This is a genomic window from Streptococcus sp. HF-100 (assembly GCF_015594635.1).
GTDB lineage: Bacteria > Bacillota > Bacilli > Lactobacillales > Streptococcaceae > Streptococcus > Streptococcus vaginalis.
On the sequence record NZ_JADNQV010000010.1, the window covers coordinates 13,641 to 32,202 of the forward strand.

The 18,562-nt window shown below is 39.1% G+C and carries 22 protein-coding genes; 14 read left to right on the plus strand and 8 right to left on the minus strand.

All coding sequences use genetic code 11. The features are described from left to right. Nucleotides 1-17: 17 nt before the first annotated feature. The 6 genes from serS to IYQ23_RS08785 form a co-directional block, all read right to left on the minus strand. A complete protein-coding gene (gene serS / locus IYQ23_RS08760; protein WP_195673010.1) occupies nucleotides 18-1,295 on the minus strand; it encodes a serine--tRNA ligase in 1,278 nt (425 codons plus the stop codon). 213 nt (nucleotides 1,296-1,508) lie between these two features. Then, on the minus strand, nucleotides 1,509-1,880 hold the full coding sequence (locus IYQ23_RS08765; RefSeq protein ID WP_144210781.1) for a DUF956 family protein: 372 nt from the start codon (nucleotides 1,878-1,880) through the stop codon (nucleotides 1,509-1,511). A gap of 87 nt (nucleotides 1,881-1,967) precedes the next feature. Beyond that, entirely contained in the window at nucleotides 1,968-2,879 is a 912-nt protein-coding gene (locus IYQ23_RS08770) for a PTS system mannose/fructose/sorbose family transporter subunit IID (protein WP_174721240.1), read from the minus strand. A 19-nt stretch (nucleotides 2,880-2,898) separates the two neighbouring features. Beyond that, on the minus strand, nucleotides 2,899-3,705 hold the full coding sequence (locus IYQ23_RS08775; protein ID WP_106100801.1) for a PTS mannose/fructose/sorbose transporter subunit IIC: 807 nt from the start codon (nucleotides 3,703-3,705) through the stop codon (nucleotides 2,899-2,901). Nucleotides 3,706-3,722: 17 nt separating this feature from the next. Next, entirely contained in the window at nucleotides 3,723-4,712 is a 990-nt protein-coding gene (locus IYQ23_RS08780) for a PTS sugar transporter subunit IIB (protein ID WP_195674676.1), read from the minus strand. A 476-nt stretch (nucleotides 4,713-5,188) separates the two neighbouring features. After that, on the minus strand, nucleotides 5,189-6,001 hold the full coding sequence (locus tag IYQ23_RS08785) for a Cof-type HAD-IIB family hydrolase (protein ID WP_195674677.1): 813 nt from the start codon (nucleotides 5,999-6,001) through the stop codon (nucleotides 5,189-5,191). A 106-nt stretch (nucleotides 6,002-6,107) separates the two neighbouring features. Here IYQ23_RS08785 and IYQ23_RS08790 point away from each other — a divergent pair, with 106 nt between their 5' ends. The 5 genes from IYQ23_RS08790 (at nucleotide 6,108) to brpA (ending at nucleotide 10,584) form a co-directional block, all read left to right on the plus strand. Continuing rightward, on the plus strand, nucleotides 6,108-6,707 hold the full coding sequence (locus tag IYQ23_RS08790; protein ID WP_195674678.1) for a DUF1361 domain-containing protein: 600 nt from the start codon (nucleotides 6,108-6,110) through the stop codon (nucleotides 6,705-6,707). A gap of 118 nt (nucleotides 6,708-6,825) precedes the next feature. Then, the gene (locus IYQ23_RS08795) at nucleotides 6,826-8,265 is read left to right on the plus strand and encodes an NCS2 family permease (RefSeq protein WP_022527024.1); all 1,440 of its coding nucleotides are present in this window, start codon (nucleotides 6,826-6,828) and stop codon (nucleotides 8,263-8,265) included. A gap of 242 nt (nucleotides 8,266-8,507) precedes the next feature. Beyond that, on the plus strand, nucleotides 8,508-8,948 hold the full coding sequence (gene tsaE / locus IYQ23_RS08800; RefSeq protein WP_003033807.1) for a tRNA (adenosine(37)-N6)-threonylcarbamoyltransferase complex ATPase subunit type 1 TsaE: 441 nt from the start codon (nucleotides 8,508-8,510) through the stop codon (nucleotides 8,946-8,948). Further along, nucleotides 8,941-9,462, plus strand: coding sequence for a GNAT family N-acetyltransferase (locus tag IYQ23_RS08805; protein ID WP_174721243.1), 522 nt, complete (start codon nucleotides 8,941-8,943; stop codon nucleotides 9,460-9,462). The genes tsaE and IYQ23_RS08805 overlap by 8 nt, the downstream gene beginning before the upstream one ends. A gap of 6 nt (nucleotides 9,463-9,468) precedes the next feature. Continuing rightward, nucleotides 9,469-10,584, plus strand: coding sequence for a biofilm formation/cell division transcriptional regulator BrpA (gene brpA / locus IYQ23_RS08810; protein WP_195674679.1), 1,116 nt, complete (start codon nucleotides 9,469-9,471; stop codon nucleotides 10,582-10,584). 46 nt (nucleotides 10,585-10,630) lie between these two features. Here the strand turns inward: brpA and IYQ23_RS08815 are convergent, their stop codons facing one another. After that, nucleotides 10,631-10,918, minus strand: a complete 288-nt coding sequence (locus IYQ23_RS08815) for a hypothetical protein (RefSeq protein ID WP_022527021.1) — start codon at nucleotides 10,916-10,918, stop codon at nucleotides 10,631-10,633. A 9-nt stretch (nucleotides 10,919-10,927) separates the two neighbouring features. Then, nucleotides 10,928-11,338 (minus strand): HIT family protein, encoded by a 411-nt coding sequence (locus tag IYQ23_RS08820; protein ID WP_003025977.1) that lies wholly within the window; start codon nucleotides 11,336-11,338, stop codon nucleotides 10,928-10,930. A 68-nt stretch (nucleotides 11,339-11,406) separates the two neighbouring features. Between IYQ23_RS08820 and IYQ23_RS08825 the strand changes: the two genes are divergently transcribed. The 9 genes from IYQ23_RS08825 to IYQ23_RS08865 all read left to right on the plus strand — a co-directional run bounded on the left by IYQ23_RS08825 (nucleotide 11,407) and on the right by IYQ23_RS08865 (nucleotide 18,558). Further along, complete coding sequence (locus IYQ23_RS08825) at nucleotides 11,407-12,138, plus strand: ABC transporter ATP-binding protein (protein WP_195674680.1); 732 nt, start codon at nucleotides 11,407-11,409, stop codon at nucleotides 12,136-12,138. Further along, nucleotides 12,135-13,181, plus strand: coding sequence for an ABC transporter permease (locus tag IYQ23_RS08830; protein WP_195674681.1), 1,047 nt, complete (start codon nucleotides 12,135-12,137; stop codon nucleotides 13,179-13,181). Before IYQ23_RS08825 ends, IYQ23_RS08830 begins: the two co-directional genes overlap by 4 nt. Before the next feature lie 50 nt (nucleotides 13,182-13,231). Further along, nucleotides 13,232-14,029, plus strand: coding sequence for a cell cycle regulator CcrZ (ccrZ, locus tag IYQ23_RS08835; protein ID WP_106383744.1), 798 nt, complete (start codon nucleotides 13,232-13,234; stop codon nucleotides 14,027-14,029). Next, entirely contained in the window at nucleotides 14,026-14,661 is a 636-nt protein-coding gene (gene trmB, locus IYQ23_RS08840) for a tRNA (guanosine(46)-N7)-methyltransferase TrmB (RefSeq protein WP_003033795.1), read from the plus strand. The genes ccrZ and trmB overlap by 4 nt, the downstream gene beginning before the upstream one ends. A 625-nt stretch (nucleotides 14,662-15,286) precedes the next feature. Then, on the plus strand, nucleotides 15,287-15,976 hold the full coding sequence (locus IYQ23_RS08845) for a VIT1/CCC1 transporter family protein (protein WP_026248194.1): 690 nt from the start codon (nucleotides 15,287-15,289) through the stop codon (nucleotides 15,974-15,976). Between the two features lie 250 nt (nucleotides 15,977-16,226). Continuing rightward, a complete protein-coding gene (gene rimP / locus IYQ23_RS08850; RefSeq protein ID WP_004224979.1) occupies nucleotides 16,227-16,715 on the plus strand; it encodes a ribosome maturation factor RimP in 489 nt (162 codons plus the stop codon). Nucleotides 16,716-16,763: 48 nt separating this feature from the next. Beyond that, nucleotides 16,764-17,957: a transcription termination factor NusA gene (gene nusA / locus IYQ23_RS08855; RefSeq protein WP_195674682.1), complete on the plus strand. Its 1,194-nt coding sequence runs from the start codon at nucleotides 16,764-16,766 to the stop codon at nucleotides 17,955-17,957. 12 nt (nucleotides 17,958-17,969) lie between these two features. Then, nucleotides 17,970-18,266 carry an RNase P modulator RnpM gene (gene rnpM / locus IYQ23_RS08860; RefSeq protein ID WP_003033741.1) on the plus strand — a complete coding sequence of 99 codons (297 nt, stop codon included), beginning with the start codon at nucleotides 17,970-17,972 and terminating at the stop codon, nucleotides 18,264-18,266. Beyond that, complete coding sequence (locus IYQ23_RS08865; protein WP_003033813.1) at nucleotides 18,259-18,558, plus strand: YlxQ-related RNA-binding protein; 300 nt, start codon at nucleotides 18,259-18,261, stop codon at nucleotides 18,556-18,558. The genes rnpM and IYQ23_RS08865 overlap by 8 nt, the downstream gene beginning before the upstream one ends. The last annotated feature ends 4 nt before the right edge of the window (nucleotides 18,559-18,562 follow it).

Sequence of the window (18,562 nt, forward strand, 5' to 3'; positions counted from 1 at the left end):
ATCTCAGAGTTTTTATGTTATTTTGGAGCAATCACTTTCACACCGCCCATGTATGGACGAAGAATTTCTGGAATAGTGACAGAGCCGTCTTCATTTTGATAATTTTCAAGAATAGCTGCAACGGTACGACCAACTGCAAGACCGGATCCATTCAACGTGTGTAGGAGTTTGACCTTGCCATCTGCTTCGTCACGGTAACGGATTTGGGCACGACGAGCTTGGAAATCTTCGGTATTGGAACAGCTAGAAATTTCACGGTAGGTATTCTGTGCTGGAATCCAGACTTCCAAGTCGTAGGTCTTCGCTGCAGAGAAGCCCATATCCCCTGTAGAAAGTGCAACGACACGGTAAGGAAGATTCAACTTTTGCAGGATATTTTCCGCATTAGCGGTCATTTTTTCTAATTCTTCATAAGAATGCTCTGGCTTGGCAAATTTGACCATTTCTACTTTGTGGAATTGATGCAAACGAATCAAACCACGGGTGTCACGACCGGCAGAACCAGCTTCAGAACGAAAAGACGGACTCATGGCTGTGAAGTAGATTGGCAAGTCTTTTCCGTCTAAAATTTCCCCTCGGTAGTAGTTTGTCAAAGGAACTTCAGCAGTTGGAATGAGAACGTAATTTGTATCGCTCAATTCAAACGTATCTTCTTTGAATTTTGGATATTGACCAGTCCCAAACATAGAATCGTGATTAACCATGTAAGGAGGGATGACTTCTGTGTAGCCCTCTCTTTGATGCTCGTCTAACATGAAATTATAAATAGCGCGTTCTAGACGAGCTCCTAATCCTTTGTAAAAGAGGAAGCGAGCGCCGGTTACTTTTGCCCCGCGTTCCCAGTCGAGAATATCAAGATTTTCACCAAGATCCCAGTGAGCTTTTACATCAAAGTCAAACACACGTGGCGTCCCCCAACGGCGAACTTCTACATTATCGTCTTCGTCAGCACCTACCGGCACACTATCGTGAGGAATATTTGGCAAAGTCGTTGTAAACTCGGTTAATGTAGCGTCAATTTCTGCTAACTCTGCGTCTAATGCTTTAATTTCAGCAGATAATTTTTGCATGGCAGCAATTTTATCATCAGCATTGTCTTTATTACGTTTCGCTTGGGCAATTTCTGCTGAAACCGTGTTACGCTCTGCTTTTAAATTTTCAACCTTGACCAAGAGTTCACGGCGTTTGCTATCAAACTCTTTCATTTTATCAAGTGTTGCAGCGTCAACGCCACGAGTAGCTAGTTTTTTTGCGATGATATCAAAATCTGTGCGAATGCGTTTAATATCTAACATCAGAACCTCCTTAAATAAAAATGCACCTATGGAAAGTGTTGGAGTGGCAGAGCCACGGTTCCATCCAACTTCACATAAGTGCACTTGATTGTTTATGAAATTAGTATCACGGTAGAATTTCAAGCTAGCTCTCTATCTGCTCACAGCTGCCGCAGACTTTCTGAAAGAGATTCTAGATTTACTTATCCGTTTCTTACGATTATACAAGAATTCTTATTTTTTTGCAAATAGATTTTTAAAAAATTGACCAATTGTTTGAATCAGTGTCGGTAGTTTAACGACTTTTTCATTACCAATATGATTTCGAGCGTGTTTCAGAATGGTTCCAGCATCTTTTGAGGCAAAGAGAAATTTGCCTTTGTCAGTAAAGACTTCAAAATGACGACTAATTCGTTTGCCCGAAACATTGGCGCCAATCTGTTTGATAGTATCCCAAGGAATTTGAATGTAGTCTTCGACATTGGCATCTGCATAAAATTCAAGTGCCTTATCTCCAACTAAGAATTTTCCAACTTTCCCTCCAATTCCCAGATAAGAAGTTCCTGTTGTCTGAAAATCAATTTTTGTATTTTGTGACTGTGCCATGTTCAATCCTCGTTTATCTATTATCTTTTCTATTATAGCACATTTATTGTCAATAAAAAAGAAGGCCGAAACCTTCTTTTTCCATGTTTACATCAAACCAATAACTTTGGCAATGATACCAACGATGAAGAGTCCGATGATGATAGTGATTGGTGAAACTTTCTTCTTAAGCAACCACATACAAAGGAAAGTAAGGAGAAGTCCCATCAAACCAGGAATCAATGAATTCAATTGTCCTTGAAGTGTGTTTGCTTTTTCAGGAGTTAAGCTAAGTCCATTTGCAACATCACCTAAGATTTTTTGCAGTTGAGAACCAGTTACAGCTCCCTTAGGGAAGTTGATATAAGCACCTTCAGATAGTTTTGTTGAAGGAAGTTGAAGAGCAAAGCTTACGTTTACCCAGCGTTCAACGAGTACAGCAAGGATAAACATACCAAGGATTGAAGCTCCTTTAGTGATGTCTTGAAGGATGCCACCTGACATGTCTTTAGTAATTTCAGAACCAGCTTTGTAACCAAGTTCTTGAGTGTACCACAAGAAGGCCATACGGATAAGATTCCAAAGAACGAAGAAGAGGATTGGACCCATGATGTTTCCTGTTGAGGCAAGAGAAGCACCAAGAGCACCAAGGATAGGACGAACGGTAAACCAGAAGACTGGGTCACCGATACCAGCAAGAGGTCCCATCATACCGATTTTAACCCCTTGAATAGCAGCGTCATCAATTTCAACACCGTTTGCTTTTTCTTCTTCCAAAGCAAGTGTCACACCAATGATAGGAGCAGCTACGTATGGGTGAGTGTTGAAGAATTCCAAGTGACGTTCAAGAGCAGCAGCTTGGTCTTCTTTTTTAGTATAAAGTTTTTTGATAGCTGGAATTAATGCATAAGCCCAACCTAAGTTTTGCATCCGTTCATAGTTCCAAGAACCTTGCAAGAAAGTTGAACGCCACCAAATTTTTTGACGATCTGATTTTGATAATTGAATTTTTTCTGTCATGATATTAGTAGCTCCTTTCTTAGTAGTCTTCTAAAATATCACCAATTGGGTCGCTTGATGTAGCAGAACCTCCGCCACTACCATTCCCACCTTTTTTAGAAAGGTTCAGATAGATAAGAGCAATTGCAACACCGATTGTACCAAGAGCGATAAGGGTTAATTGACTAACAGCTGCAAGTGCAAAACCGATAGCAAAGAATGGCCATACTTCGCGAGTTGCCATCATGTTGATAACCATAGCGTAACCAACGGCAACGACCATACCACCACCGATAGCCATACCATCTGACAACCATGCAGGCATCATTGCGAGTAAGTTTTGTACAGCTTCAGCTGGAATAGCAAGTAGAAGTGCAGCAGGAAGAGCGATACGCAAACCTTGAAGGACAAGAGCAAATAAGTGAGCGCGTTCTACGCCTGCGATGTCACCTTTTTTAGCAGCAGCATCAGCACCGTGAACAAGGGCAACTGAGATAGTACGTACGATCATTGTAAGGAAAAGACCAGCAACAGCAAGTGGGATAGCAACAGCAGTTGCGACAGCAACACCTTTGTTTGTAAAGTCTCCACCTTGTACCATAATGATAGCGGCAGCAACAGAGGCAAGGGCAGCGTCAGGCGCAACCGCAGCACCGATGTTTGCCCAACCAAGAGCGATCATTTGTAGTGAACCACCAAGCATTACACCTGCTTCCAAGTGTCCTGTTACAAGACCAATCAAGGTACAAGCAACAAGTGGTTGGTGGAATTGAAATTGGTCCAAGATTCCTTCGAGTCCAGCAAGAAAGGCAACGAAGACCACTAAAATCATAGAAATAATTGACATATTCTAAATCCTTTCCATTATTGAACGTTGGCTTTTTTAATTAAGTCAAACAAATCTTTTTTGGAGTCATTTGGCACTTTACGTACGTCAAATTCCACTCCGAGGTCACGCAATTTTTCAAAGGTTGCAACATCATCTTTGTCCATTGACAAAACGTTATTGACCATTGTTTTACCAGTTGAGTGAGCCATTGAGCCAACATTAAGTGTTTTGATATCAACACCGCCTTCAACAGCACGGAGTGCATCTTGAGGAGTTTCAAAAAGAATCAGTGCATGTGTGTTACCAAAACGAGGGTCTTTTGCTACCGCAATCAATTTGTCAATTGGGACAACATTTGCTTTGACATTACCAGGAGCAGCTTGTTTGATCAACTCTTTACGAAGTTTATCAGCTGATACGGAGTCAGAAGCAACGATGATACGGTCTGCTTTAGAATCTGGTGTCCAAGCAGTTGCAACTTGACCGTGAAGAAGACGTGTATCGATACGAGCAAGATTGATTTTCAACTTGCCATCGCCGATAACGGTTCCTTCTGGAATGGCAGCTTGAGCAGTTGGTGCAACCGGTGCACTTGCTACCTCAGCTACAGGATTTAGTTCTTCAGGAAGAGCTTTCACTCCGTCCTTGGCTTCTTTGATGATGTTTGCGGCAACAGCGTCAACGCCAGCATTGGCATCCATCATTCGTTCTGTATAAGCTTGAATCAACATTGGCAGATTCAAACCTGTAATGATCGCGAACTTACGGTCAGGATTTTCACCCATTACGCGGCTAGCTTGGTTAAATGGAGAGCCACTCCAAAGGTCAGCCAAAACTAGAACTTCATCGTTCGCGTCAAAAGCAGCCACAGCGTCATTGAACTTAGCATACAAATCATCAGGACCTTCGTTTGGCATAAAAGTTACAACTTGAACTTTTTCTTGCTCACCAAAAATCATAGAACCTGATTGATGAATACCCGCAGCAAATTCACCATGGCTTGCAATAATGATTCCGATACTCATTATTGTCTTTCCTCCTTATAAAATGTTTGACTTAAGTTTAAGAAAAATTTAAGACTACTTAAGTATAAAACGTTTTCATGAAAAATGCAATAGTTTGAGCTAAAAAAATCAAAATCTTTCATATTTTTGACAGATTGTAAACGGACAAAACTAGCCATTTAAACAATATATTAACCTTGAAAAACGATTGGAAAAATAATGAAAATTTTGAAAAAATAATTCTATCTACATGAATTATTAAATAAGAAAGAGGAAAATCAATAAAAAATCTAGAAACATTTTAAATTTAAAAAACAAAATTTATAATATTCAATTTATAGCATAAATAAACTGATAGGAAATAATTGAAAATCAACAGCTGATGAGACCGCCCCATGATTGCTAGTGCACAATCAGTCGTAGAAAAATGAAATCTGGGAAGATTACGTGTAAATATTAAAGAGTCAGGCAGAAAATCTGTCCAACTCTAAGTCTCATTATAAAAATAGTTTCGATAATTGATGAGCGACTCCGTCTTGGTCATTGGTAAGCGGCAGTTGCTCATCTGCGTAAGGAAGAAGTGTTTGGCTAGCGTTTTTCATGGCATAGCCAGTACCGGCAAAAGCTAACATCTCTGTATCATTGTGCTCGTCACCAAAAGCAATCAAATCTTTTCGCTCTACGTTCAGAACCTCTAATAAATATTTCAAAGCAAAAGCTTTGTTGACGCCTTTTGGAGTGCATTCAAGGATATTGAGCGGACCGCCCCAAGTGTTGATAGATAATTGTTGTTGATAAAATTGATTCAACTCATCCGCCAAAGCATATTTATCATTGGCATGCGTTTGCAAAAGGATACAGTTGGGATTTTTGGTAACCAATTCTGGATTAAATTGATTTTCAGGTTGAAAAGATTCTACACCAAATAATTTCGGGTTGGCAATCGTTTCATTGGGGGCTGTGATATAAAATTTCTTTCGATATTCTCCAGCAATGAAGTCTGCTTCAATCTCTTCCTTCCTTTTGACAATGTCTAATAGATATTCTTTATCTAAGGTGATACATCTTTCCTGTTGCCATTTTTTCTCCGGGATATGGGTCAAAGAGCCATTAAAGTTGATCATTGGAGTGTGTAGTTCCAATTCTTTATAAAATTCCCGTGCCATTCGATAAGGGCGTCCGGTTGTGATGACAACATGATGTCCTTTTTTAGAAATTTTTTTAATTGTTTCTTTTGTAAATTCAGATAGTTTGCTGTCAGAATTGAGCAAGGTTCCGTCTAAATCTACTGCAATTACTTTTTTTGTCATAGTCTACTCTTTCATTTGTGCTGTTTTCTATTATAGCAGATTTTAAGATGAAAGTGCAGAATTTGTGATATAATGTTTTCTTATATAACGAAGGAGGAAATCGAGTATGCGTAAAACAATTATCATTCATATTTTCTTTGCGATTATTTCTGCTATCATTTATGCTGAAGGAATTTTGACAAAAGGTCCAGATTTGATTTGGAATATGTTTCTAGCTTTGGTTGCCTATGATGCGGTTTTTATAGCCATTCAATTTAAGAAAAAATGGTTTTTCTTGCCTATAGCAATTCTTTGGCTAGTGTTTTATCCCAATACGTTCTATATGATTACAGACTTGGTACACATGCACTGGGTGAGTGACACCTTGTGGAACCGAGAAAGTCTACACCTTTTTATGGCCTTTGTTCCAAGTATTTTCTTCGGGGTTCTATGCGGAATAGAGAGCTGGAATTTGATTTCGGGCTATTTGAAGCTCAAATGGTGGCTGGAATATTTGGCTATTGGAGCCGTCTCATTTTTATCGAGTCTCGCAATTTACATTGGTCGCTATGATCGGCTCAATTCTTGGGATCTAGTCAGCCATCCTACGTTAGTCTTTGAGCGGTTGGCAGCTGCTTTGCAGAGGGAGCGCCTGTTATTCATTTTAGGGTTTACCTTTATTCAAATCATGTCCTTGGTCTTTTTGAGTAAAAATCAGTCTAAATAAAGATTTTCTGTATAAAACATTGAATTAATTTGTTTGCTTTTAAAACTTCTGTTGAAATCGTGAATGTTTTGTGATATTATATCTATTATCGTTCGTAAAATTTAAGGAGATTTTAAAAATGGACAAGTTTTTTAAACTAAAAGAGAACGGTACGACGGTTCGTACAGAAGTTCTTGCTGGTTTAACCACTTTCTTTGCAATGAGTTATATCCTCTTTGTCAACCCTGAAATGCTCAGTCAAACAGGCATGCCAGCACAAGGTGTTTTCTTAGCGACTATCATTGGGACTGTTGCAGGGACGCTGATGATGGCTTTGTATGCCAACATTCCTTACGCTCAGGCGCCTGGTATGGGACTGAATGCTTTCTTTACTTATACCGTTGTGTTTGCACTGGGGTATACTTGGCAAGAAGCGCTTGCCATGGTTTTCCTCTGCGGGATTATCAGCATTGTTGTTACGCTAACCAAAGTTCGTACAATTATTATTCATGCAATTCCAGAGAGCTTGAAATACGCTATTTCTGGTGGGATTGGGATTTTCTTAGCTTATATCGGAGTGAAAAAAGCAGGACTTTTGAAATTTTCAATCGATCCAGGAACCTATACTGTTGCGGGAAAAGGCGCTGATAAGGCACAAGCGGCTATTACGGCTAATGGAATGGCAACACCGGGCTTGGTAGATTTTAACAATCCAGCTGTTCTTGTCGCTTTGTTTGGAATTCTCATCAGCATTTTCTTTGTCCTTAAACGCATTCGCGGAGGGATTGTTCTCTCCATTGCGGCAACAACAATCGTAGCCATTTTGGTAGGGGTCGTAGACCTTTCAAAAATCAATTTTGCTTCCAATAATATCGGTGCTGCTGTTCAGGATTTAGGAAAGATTTTTGGTGCAGCTTTAGGCAAAGACGGTTTGTTAGCTTTATTTGCAAAACCAGCTCGCATTCCAGAAGTACTTCTTGCCATTTTGGCCTTTTCATTAACAGATATTTTTGATAATATTGGAACTTTGATTAGTACAGGGCGTAAAGCAGGTATCTTTAATATTGCAGATGAAGAAGCTGCTAAAGATTCGTCTGGGCTTCAGACTAAAATGGACAAGGCGCTGTTTTCAGACATGGTTGGGACAACGATTGGCGCGATTGCAGGGACTTCAAATGTTACGACTTATGTAGAAAGTGCAGCTGGAATTGAAGCGGGCGGTCGTACTGGCTTGACAGCGCTTGTCGTTGCAGCTTTGTTTGCTGTGTCAAGTTTCTTTAGTCCACTTCTTGCTATTGTACCAACAGTAGCGGTAGCACCTATTCTTATCATTGTGGGAATTATGATGCTCTCTAGCATGAAAGATATTGAATGGGACGATTTATCAGAAGCAGTACCAGCATTCTTTACATCCGTTTTCATGGGCTTTACTTATAGTATTACTCATGGTATTGCCGCAGGATTCATCATGTATGCTTTTGTGAAAATCATCAAAGGTGAAGCCAAGGAAGTTCATCCAATTATCTGGGTGTTGGATGCTTTGTTTATCCTAAATTTTATCAGTCTAGCTTTGGCTTAATGATTGAAAAATCGGGAGTGGGACAAAAATCGGTAATTTCGAAGAAATTTGATTTTGTCGTCCCACCCCCGCACAGTTGAGTAGGGATGTAAAGGTTTATTTATCAACCGAATAGAACCCACTCAACCACTGCGACTTGCAAGAAACTCATAAAAATCTGACGAGGTTAAGGACTTTTGCCCCAGCCTCTTTTCTTTTGTTAAATTTCAGCAGAAAATGAAAACTTCTGGTATAATAAAAGAATGTTTAGCCATAATGAAGATGAGTTGATGGCGTGGGGCGAGAAATTAGGCGCTTTACTCCGAAAACAAGATGTTTTGATTTTAACGGGTGACTTGGGTGCTGGGAAAACAACCTTCACCAAAGGTTTAGCGCGTGGACTGGGTATCAAACAAATGATTAAAAGTCCGACCTACACTATTGTACGAGAATATGACGGACGCCTGCCTCTTTATCATTTGGACGTTTATCGCATTGGGGAAGATCCAGATTCTATTGATTTAGACGATTTTCTCTTTGGAGATGGAGTGACGGTTATTGAATGGGGCGAATTGTTGGGAGATAGTTTGCCAAGTGACTATCTCAAATTGACAATTTTAAGAAAAAGTGATGGTCGAGAATTGGTCTTTGACGCAAAAGGACATCGAGCTGAGAAACTGCTTGAGGAATTTGTCAATGGCTGAGTTAGAGCTAGTTATAAGAGAAGCAGAACCTCAAGATGCCAAATCTTTAATTGATTTTCTTAATCAGGTTGGGCAAGAGTCAGATTACATGACATTAGATGACGCAGGGATTTTGATGACAGAAGAGCAGATGAGCTCTTTCATTCAACATCAAGCTGCGTCAGATAATCAGATTTATCTAATTGCACTATTAGAAAATGAAATTGCTGGGCTTGTGAGCATTACAGCTGATTTTCATGAGCGAATTCGTCATATCGGGCAGGTCTTTATCGTGGTTAAAAGAGCATTTTGGAATCAAGGTTTAGGAAAACTTCTTTTGGAAGAGGCAATTGACTGGGCAGAGAATTCTGGAGTGATTCGGCGATTAGAATTAACTGTACAAGTAAGAAATGAACGTGCTGTTCATTTGTATCAGACGTTTGGGTTTGAGATTGAGGGCATTCAAAAAAGAGGAGCCTATCTTGCAGAAGGGAAATTTCTTGATGTTTACCTAATGGGAAAACTGATAGATTAGAATAATATGTTAAAAAAAATTATCTTAATGTTTTTAAGCTTGTGTCTTGTAACGGTTGCAGGACTAGGCGTTTATGGATTTACTATTTATAACCAATCAACAGATGCTTTGTCTAAGACTTACAAGAGTTTTGGGAAAGATACAGATGTCATTGCAGCTACCAAACCGCTTACCTTGCTCTTAATGGGGGTGGATACGGGTAGTGGTTCACGCTCAGATCGGTGGGCTGGAAATAGTGACTCCATGATTCTCATGACGGTCAATCCTAAAACAAAAAAGACCACGATGATGAGTTTGGAGCGGGATATTCTCACCAATATAAAAAATGGCGATGAAACCATGCAAGCAAAGCTTAATGCGGCTTATGCAAATGGTGGAGCTGAGCTAGCTATTTCCACAGTGCAAAAGATGATGAATATTCACATTGACCGCTATGTGCTTATCAATATGAAAGGTCTGGTACAATTGGTTGATGCTGTTGGCGGTATCACGGTCAATAACACACTTGGTTTCCCTATTTCGATTGAAGAAAATGAACCAGAATACAAAGCAGTTGTTGAACCAGGTAAGCAACACATCAACGGAGATCAGGCGTTGGTTTATTCTCGCATGCGTTATCAAGATCCAGAAGGAGATTATGGTCGTCAAAAGCGTCAACGAGAAGTCATTCAAAAAGTGATCCAAAAAGTGCTGAGCTTAAACAGTGTCAGCCACTATCAAGCAATTTTAAAAGCTGTTAGCAACAATATGCAGACCAATGTTGAGTTGTCTTCGGGTAGCATTCCGCAATTATTAGGTTACCAAGATGCTTTTAAAAATATTGAAAGTAAACAATTGAAAGGTGAGGGGGCCACTTTACCAGACGGTGGATCTTACCAAATCGTAACTTCGGAGCATATGTTGGAAATGCAAAATGTTCTGAGAAAATCGCTTGGCTTGGACGAAGTGACTGAATTGGAAACCAATGCAGTTTTATATGAAGAATTGTATGGCAGTGCCGCTCCTAGTTCCAATCAGTCAGGAAATGGCGCAACAACTGGTGCTGCTGATTCTTCTGCGTATTCCAGCAATCCTTATGGAACAGACCAAAATGGACAGTATTACGGTCAATACGGACAATGACATAATAAAAAAGAATTTAGCGTGTGTCTAAATTCTTTTTTATTTCTTAGTTGATGTGAGCCTTCCAGATATCTTGAATTTGCTGAAGTCGAGCAGTAGCGTCTTGCTCAAAAAGTTTGAATTGGTAAGTCAAATCCTGTGAAATTGTTTGGAGATTATCTTTTTGCTCTTGAACGACTTGGAGATTTCGTTGAATATTTTGTAGATTGTCTTGAATCCTGTCCATTAGCTCATAACTTTCAACAGCCTCGTTCATGAGTTTTTCTCTATTTTTAACAAGGAAAAAGCTGGCTGCAGCTGCACCGGTGAATAACAATAGATTACTAAGTTTCATGGTTTCTCCTTATGCTTTTGAAATTTTTTCAGCTAATTCTGCAAGAGCAGGGAAGTTTGGTTCGTGCGCCACGAAAGTCAGTTTTAAATCATCATTTTCTGTATAGCGTGGTGCTAAATGGACATGTGTATGGAAGACAGATTGACCGGCAATTTCTTCGTTGTTATTGATGATATTCATTCCCTTTGCACCAGTCGCCTTCATCACTTTACGAGCAATATCTGGAATGCGTGCAAAGAGTTGACTGGCAGCTTCACCGTCCATTTCAAGCATGTTGCGGAAATGTTTTTTAGGGACAACCAAGGTATGTCCGGGCGTTACTTGTGAGATGTCTAAAAATGCTAGAATTTCATCGTCTTCATATACTTTAGAAGCTGGAATTTCTCCTGCAATAATCTTACAAAAAATGCAATCTGCCATCAAATTTACCTCTACTTTGTTAGATTTTGTTATAATATAAGAACATTATACCAGAATTTGGAGAAAATATGTTAGAAATAAAAGGGCTTACAGGGGGCTATGTGAATATCCCTGTTTTAAAAGATATCAGTTTCACAGTAGGAAATGGGGAATTGGTGGGGTTGATTGGTTTGAATGGTGCAGGTAAATCCACTACAATCAATGAAATTATCGGACTTTTAACTCCTTATAAGGGTGAAATTTTAATTGACGGTGCCAAACTGCAAGATAGTCCTACGACTTATCGTGAGAAAATTGGTTTTATTCCGGAAACACCTAGTTTGTACGAAGAATTGACTTTAAGAGAACATATTGAAACGGTTGCTATGGCTTATGATGTGGAGCAAAAGGTGGCTTTTGCGCGCGTGGAGAAATTATTGACGATGTTTCGCTTGAAAGAAAAATTGGATTGGTTTCCGGTGCATTTTTCTAAGGGGATGAAGCAAAAAGTCATGATTATCTGTGCATTTGTGGTTGACCCCAGCCTTTTTATCGTTGATGAACCATTTTTAGGACTTGATCCAGTTGCCATTGCTGACTTGATAGAGCTTTTGGAGGATGAAAAGGCAAAAGGCAAGTCAATTCTTATGAGTACGCATGTGCTGGATTCGGCAGAAAAGATGTGTGATTCATTCGTGATATTGCATAAGGGAGAAATCCGAGCTAAAGGCAATTTAGCAGAATTACAAGCAGAATTTGCCATGCCAGAAGCTAGTCTCAATGACATTTATCTAGCTTTGACAGAAGAGGCGAGCCTATGAGAAATCTGTTTCAAAAGCGCAGGCAAGTATTTCGCAATCAATGTTTGAAGTATTCACGCTATGTTTTTAATGACCATTTTGTCCTCTTTTTATTGGTCTTTATTGGCTTTTTAGCTGTTCAATACAGTCAACTGTTACGAAATTTTCCTAAAAATCACCTGCCAATCATTCTTGTTTTAGTGGTTCTTTTGTTCTTATTATTGCCTTTGGGACGAATCGCGACTTATATGGAAAAACCAGATAGTTTATTTTTGTTAGTCAAAGAGGAGGAATTAAAAAGCTACTTACAAGAACAAACGCGTTTATCTTATCGATTATGGGCCTTGCTTCAAACGGCTGTTCTATTGCTAGCTGCGCCACTTTTTCTTGCTTTAGGTCTGCCATTTTTGGGATGGCTTATTCTTGTATTTCTTATGTTGCTAGCAAAATGGTTCGTATTTTTGCAGAAAAGTCAAAAATTTTACCAAGGTGCAGGGGTGAATTGGAGCTATCTCATTGCTTATGAAGAAAGACGCAAGCAGACAATCCTACGTTTCTTTGCTCTCTTTACCAATGTTAAGGGAATTTCCAATAGCGTAAAACGCCGAGCATATCTTGATGGTTTGACGAATATTCTACCAAAAAGACAGTCAACTACTTGGCAAAATATGTATTTGCGTTCTTATTTGCGCAATGGTGATTTTCTTGCCTTGACTATACGGTTGCTGTTTCTGTCTCTTTTGGGAATTGGTTTTATCAGTCAATCGTGGATTGCTGCCATATTTGTGGCATTGTTAAATTATCTCCTGCTATTTCAGTTGACAGCCTTGTACCATGCCTTTGATTACCAATATTTGACGTTCTTATTCCCTTTAGAAATCAACTCAAAGTTAAAAGGAGTGAAACAAGTGATTGCTCTTATTGGCTACAGCGTGCTTTTTGTGGAAACAATGATGGCTTTGCTGTTTTTCCAAGATAGAGTAGCTTTGCTTTTTATGATAGGAATCACATTCCTACTCTATGTCATTTATTTACCATTCAAATTAAGAAGTTTGGTTGACTAAAGGAAGTAAAATTAGTAAAATAGATAGGAAACTTTTTACGGAGGGGAACAATGGACTTGGTTGATAATGAGCTAACTCTGACACCAATTGCAGGTAAAAGTGGGAAAGCCTACATGGGCACCTATCCAGATGGGGCGCGCGTTTTCGTCAAGATGAATACAACCCCAATCTTAGTAGGTTTAGCTAGAGAACAAATCGCACCGCAATTATTGTGGAGTCGTCGCATGGCAGACGGCAATGTCATGAGTGCACAGGAATGGCTATCAGGAAAAATTTTGACGCCGACTGAAATGGACAAAAAACAAATTGTAAATATTTTGACACGGCTGCATCGTTCACGTCCTTTGATGACACAGTTGCGTCGGTTGGGTTATGCTTTGGAGACGCCAGCAGATTTATTGGAATCTTGGTTAGAACATGCACCATTGGCAATTGGAAATAATCATTACTTGCGGTCGGTTTTAAATGATATGCGTAGTCATTTACCACAATTTCGCGAGGATTATGCAACAATTGTGCATGGCGATGTGCGTCATAGTAACTGGATTGAGACAGATAGTGGATTGGTGTATTTAGTAGATTGGGATTCTGTTCGATTGACAGATCGTATGTTTGATGTGGCTCATATATTAAGCCATTATATTCCAGAGGTGCGTTGGAAAGAATGGTTGACCTACTATGGCTATCGGTATAATGAAACGGTATTGAAAAAATTGTACTGGTATGGTCAGTATGCTTACCTATGTCAGATTGCTAAGTATTATGAAAATGCAGACTTGGAAAATGTGAATCGGGAGATTTATGCACTACGTAACTTCCGTTCAAAATACGGGAAAAAGGTGTCATGAGAGTTAGAAATCGTAAAGGGGCGACGGAATTACTAGAAGCAAACCCACAATATGTAATTTTAAATCCTGCTGAAGCAAAGGGCAAGTGGCATGAGATTTTTGGGAATAAGCACCCCATTCATATTGAAGTGGGAAGTGGAAAGGGTGCGTTTGTTTCAGAAATGGCAAAAGCTCATCCAGAAATTAACTATATCGGAATTGATATTCAAAAATCCGTTTTGAGTTACGCCTTGGATAAGGTTTTAGCAACTGATGTTCCCAATATCAAGCTCCTTTGGGTAGATGGTTCTGATTTGACCAACTACTTTGAAAATGGAGAGATTGATCGTTTGTATCTGAATTTTTCTGATCCTTGGCCCAAGAAACGCCATGAAAAACGGCGCTTGACCTACAAATCTTTTCTCGATACCTTTAAGCAAATTTTACCAGAACATGGTGAGATTCATTTCAAAACAGATAATCGTGGTCTTTTTGAATATAGCTTAGTGAGCTTTTCTCAATACGGGATGAAACTAAATGGTGTTTGGTTAGATTTACACGCGAGCGACTTTGAAGATAATGTGCTGACAGAGTACGAGAAAAAATTTGTCAACAAAGGTCAAGTCATCTATCGGGTTGAGGCAGAGTTTTAAGGTGAAATAGATAATTGAAAGAGGCTGGGCAAAAAGTGTCCCAGCTTCTATCAGATTTAGTAATAAACGAATAACGCAGTAGGTGATTGGGCTCTTCATTCGCTGTTCAAGCTCGGAAGAGCACTTTTGGCGAAAACTTCGTTTTCTTCATCTACAACCTTAAACAGCTTGATAACTGTTTAAGCACTCTTGCGGGGGTGGGACTACGAACTAAAAATTTTCAATTTTTAGTTCTGTCCCACTCCCTTTTCTGATTTTCAGGAGAAAAGATTGCTAAAAGACAAGAGGAACAAAAGAATGTCTCAAGCGACAAAATGAACGTTAGAAGCTTCATTTAAACATTTTGTTATAAAAACTATTAACAAAATTTACGATTCAGGACATTGTAGAAGATTGTGGTATCAATCGGATGACCTTTTATCATACATATATATGTGTGTGTGTGATTTGGTAGAATGGTCTTGTTTTGAGCTTGCTAAAAAGTAAAACGTTGCTGTCCAAGTAGATGTTCAAGAAATTTTATTAATATAGTAGAACTTTTCTCATTTTGTTCTTTTCTCTTGTGCTTGATTAAGTTTTTATTTATAATAATTCTAAATAAAGTAAAAAGAGAAGGTTGACGATGATGAGAGAACAAGAAATTGATAAGAATTTTAGCGGTCGGCTTAATATTTTGCGAGCTGGAGTATTGGGGGCCAATGATGGTATTATTTCTATCGCGGGTGTGGTAATAGGGGTAGCAAGTGCAACAGAAAGTATTTGGATTATCTTTCTTTCTGGGTTAGCAGCAGTCTTTGCGGGAGCTTTTTCCATGGCAGGTGGTGAATATGTATCTGTCTCCACTCAAAAGGATACGGAGGAGGCCGCAGTTGTCAGAGAGCGAGATCTTTTAATGAAAAATCCAGATATTGCTAGGCAGTCGCTCTATGCAGCTTATATCCAGAATGGCGAGTGTGAGACTTCTGCCCAGCTTTTAACCAATCGAGCTTTTTTAAAGGATCCTCTCAAAGCTTTGGTAGCGGAAAAGTATGGTATTGAAGTGGAAGAATTTACTAATCCTTGGCATGCAGCAATCTCCAGCTTTATCGCTTTTGTAGCAGGAGCTATCTTTCCCATGCTGAGCATTGTCTTCTTTTCTGCTAGTTATAGAATTCCGGCGACAGTAGTCATCGTTGCTTTATCGCTATTGGGAACGGGATACACCAGTGCCAAGTTAGGAAAAGCACCGATAAAAAATGCCATGATTCGAAACTTAGTCATTGGACTTTTGACTATGACAGTAACTTATCTTGTAGGTCAATTATTTGCTATTTAATTTCGAAATAAAAAACCTTTATGAGGAGTGATTTTGATTGTAGATTATTCTATTTGACTTTATAGTCAATTCTTTTTAGAATTATCTGTCAACCACAATGCTGAAATCAATCAATTTTCTTACGATTGATAAGTATAATAGCATCAAATAAAATACAAGAATAAATTTTCTTGTATTTTCCTTTTTCTTATGCTATAATGTAGATAATGAATATGAAAGAGAGGCGAGGAAATATCTTCGCCTCTTATCTGTGAGGAGGTGTAGTCTTATCACAACGATTGTCAAATTAGTAAAAGAAGTTGTTGAACCAGTCGTTCAAGAACCGTATGAATTAGTGGATATTGAGTACGGTAAGATGGGGAGCGACCATGTTCTTAGTATTTTTGTAGATAAGCCGGGAGGAATTACTGTAAATGATACGGCAGAATTGACGGACATCATCAGTCCACTTTTAGATATGATTAAGCCGGATCCCTTTCCTGAGCAGTATTTTCTTGAAGTAACTAGCCCAGGGTTGGAACGTCCGCTGAAAACGAAAGAACAATTAGCAGATGCAGTTGGGCAATATATCCATGTTAGTCTGTATCAGGCAGTTGATAAAAGTAAAACCTTTGAAGGAACATTGCTTTCTTTTGAGGAAGATCATTTAACAATGGAATATAGGGATAAGACGCGTAAGAAAGTTGTTCAAATTCCTTACAGACTAGTATCTAAAGCAAGATTAGCAGTCAAATTTTAGCAAGAAAAAAGAAAGGATTGCTTTTGTTTTTACAAAAGCGAAAAAGACATGAGTAAAGAAATGCTAGAGGCCTTCCGCATTTTGGAAGAAGATAAAGGGATTAAAAAAGAAGACATTATCGAAGCAGTGACTGAGTCACTTCGTTCAGCTTATCGTCGCCGTTATGGTCAGTCAGATAGTGCAGCTATTGAATTTAATGAAAAAACAGGAGATTTTCGTGTCTATACGGTTCGTGAAGTGGTGGACGAAGTTTTTGATAGCCGTTTGGAAATCAGCTTAAAAGATGCTCTTGCTATTAGCTCGGCTTATGAACTTGGTGATAAAATCAAATTTGAAGAAGCACCGGCTGAATTTGGTCGGGTAGCAGCTCAATCTGCTAAGCAAACAATTATGGAAAAAATGCGCAAACAAACGCGGGCAATTACTTACAATAAGTACAAAGAACATGAGAATGAAATCATGTCAGGAACAGTCGAACGTTTTGACAATCGTTTCATCTATGTCAATCTTGGCAGCATTGAAGCGCAGTTGTCTAAACAAGACCAAATTCCTGGAGAAGTCTTTGCTTCACATGATCGCATTGAAGTTTTTGTTTATAAGGTTGAGGACAATCCTCGCGGTGTGAATGTTTTTGTTAGCCGCAGTCATCCAGAAATGATCAAACGCTTAATGGAGCAAGAGATTCCTGAAGTTTATGACGGAACGGTTGAAATCATGAGCGTTTCTCGTGAAGCAGGTGATCGAACCAAGGTTGCGGTACGCAGTCACAACCCAAATGTAGATGCAATTGGTACAATCGTTGGACGTGGTGGCGCAAACATCAAGAAAATCACCAGCAAGTTTCATCCAGCTAAGTATGATGCAAAATCAGACCGTATGATTCCTATTGAAGAAAACATCGATGTGATTGAGTGGGTAGCAGATCCTGCTGAATTCATCTACAATGCGATTGCTCCGGCAGAAGTGGATCAAGTCATCTTTGACAGTCAAGATAGCAAGCATGCTCTTGTCGTTGTGCCAGATAACAAATTGTCTCTTGCAATCGGTCGTCGCGGACAAAACGTACGCTTGGCAGCTCATTTGACAGGTTACAGAATTGACATCAAATCTGCAAGTGAATTTGAAGCTATGGAAGAAGCAGGTGAGCTGGGTGGATTTGCTGAAGAAGCAGATGAATTTGCAACAATTGAAAGTCCTGTAGAAACAGAATTTGTGGAAAGTGAAGTTGAAGCAGCAGACTAAAGGAGGGAAAGAATGGCAAAAACAAGAAAAATCCCTTTACGAAAATCAGTAGTTTCAAATGAAGTCATTGACAAGCGTGATTTACTCCGCATTGTCAAAAACAAAGAAGGTCAAATTTTCATTGATCCGACAGGTAAGGCGAACGGACGTGGAGCTTATATCAAACTTGATAATGAAGAAGCGCTTCAAGCTAAGCAAAAACGAGTCTTTAATCGCAGTTTCAATATGGAAGTGGAAGACGATTTTTACGATGAACTGATTGCTTATGTGGATCACAAGGTCAAAAGAAGAGAGTTAGGTCTTGAATAAGCAAAAACTAGCAAATTTACTTGGCTTAGCACAACGAGCAGGTCGCATCATATCGGGTGAAGAATTGGTTGTTAAGGCAATACAAGATAAGAAAGCAAAGTTAGTCTTTTTATCCAATGATGCTGCTCCAAATTTGACCAAGAAAATTACTGATAAAAGTCATTACTATAAAGTAGAAGTATCAACCGTGTTTTCAACACTGGAATTAAGCACCGCAGTAGGCAAGGCAAGAAAAGTGCTTGCCATCACTGATGCTGGATTTACAAAGAAAATGAGGTCTCTTATGGAATAGAAGA